Origin of the sequence: Sulfitobacter sp. EhC04 (assembly GCF_001650875.1) — a bacterium.
Taxonomy (GTDB): domain Bacteria; phylum Pseudomonadota; class Alphaproteobacteria; order Rhodobacterales; family Rhodobacteraceae; genus Sulfitobacter.
This window is the reverse complement of the sequence record NZ_LXYI01000081.1, coordinates 1-5,429: the sequence shown is the minus strand read 5'-3', so window position 1 is coordinate 5,429 and position 5,429 is coordinate 1. Positions and strand designations below refer to the sequence as shown.

Below are 5,429 nucleotides of genomic sequence, written 5' to 3'. Positions count from 1 at the left end.
CACCACAAGCACCAATACCGCGAGAGCGGTTTCGTCCTCGTCCCTGCCTCCCATCGGACATAACGCCGCGCTCCGGGCCAGCGATGTGACACAAAAGCCGGTATTGCCTGACACCTGACAGGTTCATTGTGGTGAGCGCCTCTTGAATCCGGTGTCCGGATCCCCAAATTCTAACCGAGGTCCCGAAGGACGCGTGCCGCTGAGCCGGGCGCATCCGCCATGGGGCGCTTAACAAGAGGAGAGAACCATGGACTTGAGCAAGTTCACGGAAAGATCGCGCGGCTTCATTCAGGCGGCGCAGACAATTGCCATCCGCGAGAGCCATCAGCGGCTGACCCCCGAACACATCCTGAAAGCACTGCTGGACGACGATCAGGGCTTTGCGGCCAATCTGATTTCGGCGGCAGGCGGCAACGTCAAACGCGTGACCGAGAACCTTGCGCTGGCGATGGGAAAGTTGCCCAAGGTTTCGGGCGATGCGGCCCAGGTCTATCTGGACAATACAACCACGAAAGTGCTGGCCGAGGCTGAGGCGCTGGCGAAGAAGGCGGGCGACAGTTTTGTCCCGGTGGAGCGTCTGCTGATGGCGCTTTGCATGGTCAAATCCGCAGCGAAGACCGCGTTGGAAGCCGGACATGTCTCCGCGCAGGCGTTGAACTCTGCCATCAATGATGTCCGCAAGGGCCGCACCGCAGACACCGCGAGTGCGGAGGACGGATATGAGGCGCTGAAGAAATACAGTACCGACCTGACCGCGCGGGCCGAAGAGGGGCGGATTGACCCGATCATCGGCCGTGACGAGGAAATCCGCCGCACGATGCAGGTTCTGTCGCGCCGGACCAAGAACAACCCGGTTCTGATCGGTGAACCCGGTGTCGGTAAGACTGCGATTGCCGAGGGGCTTGCCCTGCGGATCGTCGATGGCGATGTGCCTGAATCCCTGCGCAACAAACGTCTGTTGGCGCTGGATATGGGGGCGCTGATTGCCGGTGCCAAATATCGCGGCGAGTTCGAGGAACGCCTGAAGTCCGTTCTGACCGAAGTCACCGAAGCTGCCGGGGAAATTATCCTGTTCATCGACGAGATGCACACGCTGGTTGGTGCAGGCAAGGCGGATGGGGCGATGGATGCGTCCAACCTGCTGAAACCTGCGCTGGCGCGGGGTGAACTGCATTGCGTCGGTGCCACAACGCTGGATGAATACCGCAAATACGTGGAAAAGGACGCGGCGCTGGCGCGGCGGTTCCAGCCGGTCATGGTGCAGGAGCCGACGGTGGAGGATACCATTTCGATTCTGCGTGGCATCAAGGAGAAATACGAGCTGCACCATGGTGTGCGGATCAGCGACTCTTCCCTTGTGGCCGCCGCGACGCTCAGCAACCGCTATATCACGGATCGGTTTCTGCCGGACAAGGCAATCGACCTGATGGACGAAGCCGCCAGCCGCCTGCGCATGGAAGTCGACAGCAAACCCGAAGAGCTGGATGCGCTGGACCGCCAGGTCTTGCAATTGCAGATCGAGGAAGAGGCGCTGAAGCTGGAGGACGATCAGGCGTCGAAAGACCGTCTGGTGACCTTGCAAAAGGATTTGTCGGAATTGCAGGAGAAGGCCAGCGGGATGACCGCTGCATGGCAGGCGGAGCGTGACAAGCTGGCCGGTGCGCGCGACATCAAGGAAAAGCTGGACCGTGCCCGCGCGGATCTGGACATCGCCAAGCGCGAGGGCAACCTGGCCCGCGCAGGTGAACTTTCCTATGGTGTGATCCCGCAGCTTGAAAAAGATCTTGAGGCTGCTGAATCCCGCGAGGATGGCATGATGGTCGAAGAGGCCGTGCGCCCCGAACAGATTGCAAGCGTGGTCGAGCGTTGGACAGGTGTGCCTGCCGGCAAGATGCTGGAGGGCGAACGCGACAAGCTGCTGCGCATGGAAGACCAGCTTCATGCGCGGGTCATTGGCCAGAATGCGGCGGTCAAGGCGGTGGCGAATGCCGTGCGCCGGGCGCGTGCCGGTCTGAACGACGAGAACCGCCCGCTGGGCAGCTTTCTGTTCCTCGGGCCGACGGGCGTGGGCAAGACCGAACTGACCAAGGCCGTGGCCGAATTCCTGTTCGACGATGACAACGCCATGGTGCGCATCGACATGTCCGAGTTCATGGAGAAGCATTCTGTCGCGCGGCTGATCGGTGCCCCGCCGGGCTATGTCGGCTATGACGAGGGGGGGGTGCTGACCGAAGCGGTGCGGCGCAGGCCCTATCAGGTGGTGCTGTTCGACGAGGTCGAGAAAGCGCATCCCGATGTGTTCAACGTGCTGTTGCAGGTGCTGGACGACGGGGTGTTGACCGACGGGCAGGGCCACAGGGTCGATTTCAAGCAGACTCTGATCGTGTTGACGTCCAACCTGGGTGCCCAGGCGCTGAGCCAGTTGCCCGATGGCGGCGACATGGCGCAGGCCAAACGTGACGTGATGGATGCGGTCCGGGCCCACTTCCGGCCAGAGTTTCTGAACCGTCTGGACGAGACGATCATCTTCGACCGGCTGAGCCGCGAGAACATGACCGGTATCGTCGAGGTGCAGCTGCAACGGTTGCTCCGGCGGCTGGCCGGGCGCAAGATCGCGCTTGATCTGGACGAGGGTGCAAAGAAATGGCTGGGCGATGAAGGCTATGACCCGGTGTTCGGGGCGCGGCCACTCAAGCGGGTGATCCAGCGGACCTTGCAGGACCCGCTGGCCGAGATGATCCTGGCCGGTGACGTGCGTGACGGGGACAGGATCACCGTGACCGCGGGGGCCGATGGTCTGATCATCGGTGACAGGATCGCGGCCAGCAACCGGCCCAAGCCGGACGACGCGACGGTGCATTGATCCGCACTATATATACGCAAGCAAAAAGGCCGGGGTTTTCCCGGCCTTTTTTCGTCAGGGTCGCGGCCATCAAGCACAGCGGGAATGCTGTTTGTTCCCTGCGCCAGTTGCGATTGCGCAGCAGCCACGGCAGCGACGCTTTAAGCTGTTTTTCATATGTCGGTCGAACCGCTAGGTCGGCAGGTAGAAATTGCATCGGGGGCCCCATGCACATGTACCAGAACGCTTGTCAGGAGTCCCGGGTTTCGGCCAGCAGCGGTGAGCCCAGAACGCCGTCCTCCAGATAGGCAAAGGCATCGTCAGTGGGCGCGAAGAAGGTAAAAGGGCCGTTGCCTTTCAGGGTTTCGAGCAGACCAATATTGGGCGGGCCGGGGCTGACAATTTGGTGTAATGGGTGAAATGAACCGCAAAAACCTTTGGTGCATGGGCTTTGTAACCCTAACTCTGTTGTAAATAGAGTTGAGAGTAGGAGTGCCCGATGGCCCATCGTTGGATCAATACGCTGAAAGAATGTGACGTCACACCGGAGGCCGCGTTTCTGAACCGCCGGCAGTTGATGGCGGGTGCAGTCGCGGGCGTCGGGCTTGCAGGGATTGCCGGTGGGCAGGCGAAAGCCGAGAACGCGCTGGAACCGAACAGCTTCGAGGACATCACCAACTACAACAACTATTACGAGTTCGGCACCGGCAAGGGCGACCCGGCCCGCAATGCGGGTTCCCTGACAACCAAACCCTGGACGGTGAAGATCGACGGCCTTGTGGAGAAACCCGGCGACTACAACTTCGAAGACATCATGAAGGCGATGACCGTGGAGGAGCGGATCTATCGCTTCCGCTGTGTCGAGGCCTGGTCGATGGTGGTGCCCTGGAACGGTTTCGAACTGGCGGACCTGCTGGAGATGGCAGGGGTCCGGTCCGGTGCAAAATATGTGGCGTTCGAGACAGCCCTGCGCCCGGACGAAATGCCCGGTGTGCGGTTCCCGGTTCTGGACTGGCCCTATGTCGAGGGTCTGCGTCTGGATGAGGCGGTGCATCCGCTGACGATCATGGCGACCGGTATCTACGGCAAGGACATCCCGAACCAGAACGGCGCGCCGCTGCGGCTGGTGGTGCCGTGGAAGTATGGGTTCAAATCGATCAAGTCGATTGTGCGGATCACGCTGACAGACAGCGAACCGCCGACGAGCTGGAACAAGGCCAATGCACGTGAATACGGCTTTTACAGCAATGTGAACCCGGACGTGAACCACCCGCGCTGGTCGCAGGCGACCGAGCGCCCGCTGGGCGGCGGGTTGTTTGCCGGCCGCCAGGACACGCTGATGTTCAATGGCTATGGTGACGAGGTGGCCAGCCTGTATGAAGGCATGGATCTGGCCAAGAATTTCTGATGACGCAGCAGGGTGGGAGGGGAGACGGAGTTTTCAAAAACTCCGGCCCGAATTTTTTGAAAAATTCGCCACGTCAGGTCTCCCTGTGAAAATCATTGTCGACCGTATCAACAGCCTTGCCCGACGCATCCCGACATGGGTTGTATATAGTGCCTATCTGATCCCCGCCGTCTGGACGTTTTACCTCGGGGTCACCGGGGGGCTGGGCCCCGATCCGGTCAAGGCGCTTGAACATGAGCTGGGCAAGACCGCGCTGCAACTGCTGATCATCGGTTTGTGTATCACGCCGCTGCGCCGGTTCACGGGTCTGAACCTGATCAGGTTCCGCCGGGCGATTGGTCTTCTCGCCTTTACCTATGTTGTGCTGCATCTGTTGGTCTGGGCCTTCCTGGATGTGCAAAGCCTGTCGCGTGTGACCGAGGACATCATCAAGCGCCCCTACATCACCATCGGCATCGCGGCATTGGTCCTTTTGCTGCCATTGGCGGCCACATCGAACAATTGGTCAGTGCGCAAGCTGGGCCCGGCATGGCGCAAGCTGCACAGGCTGACCTATCTGGCCGTGATCCTGGGCGGGGTTCATTACATCTGGCTTGTGAAAGGCATTCAAATGGAACCCCTGATCTATATGGCGGTGATTCTGGGGCTTCTGTCGCTGAGACTGCTCAAAACCGCAAAGGAAAGGGCCTCTGCCCGCCCAAATCGGTGAAGCGCCGGGCCGATTCCGGTCCGAATCCCTGCGAATATGCCTCGAATCCGTCACGGACGCCTGCGGAATGGGCATCTTGTGAAAGAAAATTCGCCCAACCACGCGGATCTGGGGCGGATTTTTGAAGGACCGCGGACCTGAATCGCTGCAAACCCAGCTTTCGGTCGGGTCAATCCCGGCCGACTCGCCAGTGAATCGCCAAATCAGGGATAATTTTGGTGGCGCAAACAGGGTGAGTCTTTGTTCGACTTGGGGGTAGGCGTGTGGATAACGCTAAATGTGGGATTTCGACGGCGCGCGATTCCTCAAGGCGGAACCGATAACGCAGGCATCTGCAAAGTAATCCGGAAAAAAATGGCATTTAAAATACTGTATTTAAACGGTTAATGCAGGCTGTCGCAAAAAATTCGCATTTCTTGAAAAAAGGGCTTGCGGGTATCAGTCAGTAACCGTAGAACCCCCCTCACCGG

The 5,429-nt window shown here is 59.9% G+C and carries 4 protein-coding genes; 3 read left to right on the top strand and 1 reads right to left on the bottom strand.

What is annotated here, in order from left to right; all coding sequences use genetic code 11:
* Positions 1 to 247: 247 nt before the first annotated feature.
* The gene (clpB, locus tag A8B82_RS21495) at positions 248 to 2,863 is read left to right on the top strand and encodes an ATP-dependent chaperone ClpB (RefSeq protein WP_067297250.1); all 2,616 of its coding nucleotides are present in this window, start codon (positions 248 to 250) and stop codon (positions 2,861 to 2,863) included.
* A 229-nt stretch (positions 2,864 to 3,092) separates the two neighbouring features.
* On the opposite strand, the gene A8B82_RS24080 is transcribed toward clpB, so the two are convergent.
* Positions 3,093 to 3,350, bottom strand: a complete 258-nt coding sequence (locus A8B82_RS24080; protein ID WP_138069842.1) for a fasciclin domain-containing protein — start codon at positions 3,348 to 3,350, stop codon at positions 3,093 to 3,095.
* Here A8B82_RS24080 and msrP point away from each other — a divergent pair.
* Together msrP and msrQ are read left to right on the top strand one after the other, a co-directional pair.
* Positions 3,342 to 4,250: a protein-methionine-sulfoxide reductase catalytic subunit MsrP gene (gene msrP, locus A8B82_RS21490; protein ID WP_067297247.1), complete on the top strand. Its 909-nt coding sequence runs from the start codon at positions 3,342 to 3,344 to the stop codon at positions 4,248 to 4,250. The two genes, A8B82_RS24080 and msrP, sit on opposite strands and share 9 nt — an antisense overlap.
* Positions 4,251 to 4,341: 91 nt before the next feature.
* A complete protein-coding gene (gene msrQ / locus A8B82_RS21485) occupies positions 4,342 to 4,959 on the top strand; it encodes a protein-methionine-sulfoxide reductase heme-binding subunit MsrQ (RefSeq protein WP_443069355.1) in 618 nt (205 codons plus the stop codon).
* Positions 4,960 to 5,429 lie beyond the last annotated feature (470 nt).

Coding starts and splice junctions, on each gene's coding strand:
- clpB (WP_067297250.1), top strand. CDS start 248: ATGGACTTGAGCAAGTTCACGGAAAGATCGCGCGGCTTCATTCAGGCG.
- A8B82_RS24080 (WP_138069842.1), bottom strand. CDS start 3,350: ATGGGCCATCGGGCACTCCTACTCTCAACTCTATTTACAACAGAGTTA.
- msrP (WP_067297247.1), top strand. CDS start 3,342: ATGGCCCATCGTTGGATCAATACGCTGAAAGAATGTGACGTCACACCG.